Annotated in this window: 4 protein-coding genes; all 4 read left to right on the forward strand. The window is 43.7% G+C overall.

From position 1 onward, the window contains the following. The coding region (locus tag AC14M5_RS19245) for a hypothetical protein (protein WP_484031333.1) at positions 1-597 on the forward strand (597 nt) is incomplete at its 5' end. A 9-nt stretch (positions 598-606) separates the two neighbouring features. Continuing rightward, positions 607-1323, forward strand: a complete 717-nt coding sequence (locus AC14M5_RS19250) for a hypothetical protein (RefSeq protein WP_484031334.1) — start codon at positions 607-609, stop codon at positions 1321-1323. Between the two features lie 11 nt (positions 1324-1334). Further along, positions 1335-2465 carry a hypothetical protein gene (locus AC14M5_RS19255; RefSeq protein WP_484031335.1) on the forward strand — a complete coding sequence of 377 codons (1131 nt, stop codon included), beginning with the start codon at positions 1335-1337 and terminating at the stop codon, positions 2463-2465. Between the two features lie 14 nt (positions 2466-2479). After that, positions 2480-3835, forward strand: coding sequence for an ATP-grasp domain-containing protein (locus AC14M5_RS19260; RefSeq protein WP_484031336.1), 1356 nt, complete (start codon positions 2480-2482; stop codon positions 3833-3835). Positions 3836-3917 lie beyond the last annotated feature (82 nt).

Raw genomic sequence — 3917 nt, forward strand, 5'->3', positions numbered from 1 at the left:
ATCGAGTTTAATTTCCTTTATGTCATAAATGATAGCGTAAACAGTGACCTGGAATTTCAAAGGTTTCTTGGTTATTACAAAGCCATTCAAACCTCCGGGTTGTTATTGTTCCAATGGCTGATCACCAGCCGCCTTCTTTCAAAGATCCAGTTGAAGAAGGCGTTTGCAGTTTTGCCCTTTGCCATGTTCGTTTCAGGCGGGCTGGCGTTGGGAATTTCAAGTGTCATCGGCGCAGCTTCGGCCCGCTTTGTCGCGCGAACTGTTTACACGGCCTGGGATGACCCTGCAAGAAAAGCTCTGCAAGGACTCGTTCCCGACGAACGACGCGGGCGTATCTCGGCTTTTATGGATAGTTATTTCATTACTACGGCTACAGTCTTGGGTTGTATTTTGCTTCTCATCCTATTCGGTTTGAAGTCTATGGAGTTGATCACTGAGCAGCTCGTTAGATGGATCTATTTGGGGATAGCTGCCGGTGCTGCATTCTCTGCCTTTATTACCAGCTTTTACTTGTGGAAAGTTTATGATGTCAGCATGTTAAATTACCGCCTGGCAAGGTCTAAACGTAAAAGTGTTTTAGACGGTATTGAATTCTAGTTTGGGCCTATGTTGAATATTCCAGAAATTGGGTTGGTTATCCACGATCTAGTCGGAGGTAACTCCATCTATATTGACGACTATCTGTCAATTTATGAGGAGTTGTTTCCTCAATATGCCCGTTACACTCCTGTCATGCGTCAACGCGCGGAAAGACCGTTGGATATCTCCGCAAATGAAAAATGGCATCAATGGATACTGATTGTCAGAGGCAGGCCGGTAGGTATTATTGGTTTTCTTTACAATATCAAAAGAAACACAGGTGTCTTGTTTGATTTTGCAATTAGGTCAGAGGCGCGAGAAATTAAGTCTCTTGAAAATAAAAGCCTGGCCCAGCTTGTGTTGAACCTTGCGATGCAGCAGCTTGTAGAAGATGCGCAGGCATATGGTTACAGTGCTCCGCTTTGTATGATCGCAGAAGTAGCACATGCTCCTCTTGTTAAGAAATATATGGAGTATGGCTATGTGGAATTTCCGATTGAATATTTTGAACCGCCATCCACACCCGAGTTGTTGGAATTATCTAGTGCACACCAAAACCTTGATAAAATAGGATTTGAACGTATGTACTTGGGTGCATTCCAAATCCCCAATTACCCTTTTAACCCAACTGACCCGGACATTGTCAATACTGTGTTGCTTACGTTGTTAGAGGATCATTACCATTTGCCTGATAACCATTGGTTGATACAAAAAATGCTCCAGGAAACCCTAAATAATAAGTAGGAGAAAAACCCATGTCTCTGCAATCAAATACTGCCCCCCTTGCTAAATCCCGCAAAAGGTTTATCAGCCTCCAGACCAAGTTGATCGTAGGTTTTACGTTGATCTTTACAGTCGTTTTTGCATCCACCTATTATTGGTTCTATGACTTTGCACAGAACGAGGCCATGTCCCAGATAAAAGAAGGGCTGTACGACACGATTATTGGTGCTACAAAAACTGGCATTCTTGGCGATGGAGATCAGGTTCAAATTATTGATGGTGATGCAATGGAGGGATTGGTCAAGGAGGGGCAAGTTGGCCCTGATGGAATTACTACAGATGATTCGAGATATTGGGATCAAGTTGAAGTGCTTTGCCAGATTAGGCGATTAGAACCCCGTGCCAGCCCCTACACATACATCAAGGGAGATAATCCGGGTGAAATCGTCTTTATTGGAAGCTGGGGCGGATGTTTACCCAACCCGGATTGGGATAATTTTGCAAAATTTCGTGAGTCTTATGACGTTAATGTAGGCCCTAACCTGGCAGGGCTTGACCAAGTTGTATACCAAACCGAGACCGGTTGGTGTCCTTATGCTGACGAGAAATGTACTCCTCACATCTATTCAGATGAATTTGGGTCGTGGGTTTCTGCGTATGCACCCATCAGAAATTCAAAGGGAGAATCGGTTGGGGCCCTTGGAATAGATTTTACATCCACGTATGTGAACGAAGTCAGCGCGCAAATCTTAAGAACTATTTACTTCGCCTTTTCAATTACTTACATTATCCTGCTGGTTTTGATCTACTTTGTGGCTCAATATTTCACCCGCCCTCTCGTTGGATTTACCCGCGCTATTGAGCAGATCGGCGAAGGAAATTATGAAGTCGGCTTGAAGTACCTGGGCGAACTCAATCTTTCAGACTCCAATCCTGATGAAATCGAAACCATGGAACGTGTATTTAGAGGCATGATCGATAAGGTTTACAAACGCGAGCAAAACCTGCGCCAACAGGTTGAAGAGTTGAAGATCGTTATCGACGAATCCAAGCGCCGCAAGCAGGTTGAAGATATTGTAGAGTCGGAGTTTTTCCAAGCCTTAAAGGAAAAGGCACAGAAAATGCGCGATCAACAAAAACCCGGTGACAAGGAATCGGAATAAGGCCGCACTCTACTATGTCGATGCTCAATAGCGTACCAACAGTGGTGGTCAGTAATTTTGCCGAGGCTCATATCGACTTTTTAGGACGCAGCAACAAGCCTGCTGAGCGCGATGACTTGATCAATGGCGAAGATTATCATGGAGATCGCACCATTTTATGGGCGGGCGATCCCAAGTTGGTGATTGTTAATTACCCGATTGCCCATGCGGAATTAAATACTTCCAGATTGAATTACGCCAACACATTGCATATCGCCCCAGCGGAGCCTTCTCACTATTTGAGTTTAGACATATTGCGCGAAAAACATTTGCTGGAAAGTATTATTGACTATTCAGGTGAAAACCGCACTGTAAAGATCATCCCCTACGCAACTACTAAAGAGTTCTTGCATCTGGTTGAAGTTTTGCGCAGGGATTTTAACCTGAATGTAATAACCCCCGAAAGCCCCGACGCAGACCACCTGTGGGTGCGCGATCATATTGACACAAAGACAGGTTATAGATCTCTGGCATCTTATTGGATGCCAGACGCAAATAAATTCATTCCATTTGGCGTAATCTGTTATGACCTTAAACAAGCAGCAACCGCTGCTTGTTGGTTTTCCAGCCGAGGTGAGGCCTGCGTGGTCAAAGCCGATACGGGCGAAAGCGGGATCGGCACTACCATCATTATGCCAGATGCTGAACTGACCGTCGAAAGCATCTATGACAGACTTCAATCAGATCCATTTTATGCCAATGAATTAATCGTTGTAGAAAGTTTTATTCCCTCGGCCAAAAGAATTTCTCCATCTGTTGAGTTGAAGGTACCAAAACTTGGGGAGGGTGACCCTCATATCACCTATATTTCCAATCAATTATTTTTGGGCTTTGGCGATTTTTGTGGCATTCAAATCGACCGCTCTGTTTATGAACAACCCTGGTGCGCCGACCTCGAACGGTGTAGTTTGGAACTCGCGAATAAATTGCAGGCCATGGGATATGTTGGTCATTTCGATTTGGACTGTATCGTAAGCGATGGGAACGAGCTATATTTGCTCGAGATCAATTCGCGTCGAACGGGTGGCACCCATGTTCATGAATTTGCAAAACATACCTTTGGTGATAATTATCTCAAAGATGTATCCTTAATAAGCTTTGAAGCCGCGAGCTCAGGTACAATCACGGATGCAGATGAATTGATAAAGGTTGTAAGTGATTTTTTATATCCGATGCCTGGTGATGAGCCTCTAGGTATGGTTATCACAATTACAACGCCCCTTTTTAAAAATCGTTTTGGTTATATTATCGTAGCTCCATCAGAAGAGCAGACGTTTAAGCTTAAGGAACAAGTTGAAAGGCGTATTCAGCAATATTGCGACTCAAAATAAAAAAACTGTAATGACTCAAAAGTCCTTTGACATCAGATCAAAGGACTTTTTTTATTGATGCAAATTTACCGTGATATTAATT

It is taken from the genome of Candidatus Villigracilis sp. (assembly GCF_057083605.1).

Bases quoted from the DNA above. Each gene is read 5' to 3' on its own strand.
- AC14M5_RS19260 (WP_484031336.1), top strand. From the start codon at position 2,480: ATGTCGATGCTCAATAGCGTACCAACAGTGGTGGTCAGTAATTTTGCC.
- AC14M5_RS19250 (WP_484031334.1), top strand. From the start codon at position 607: ATGTTGAATATTCCAGAAATTGGGTTGGTTATCCACGATCTAGTCGGA.
- AC14M5_RS19255 (WP_484031335.1), top strand. From the start codon at position 1,335: ATGTCTCTGCAATCAAATACTGCCCCCCTTGCTAAATCCCGCAAAAGG.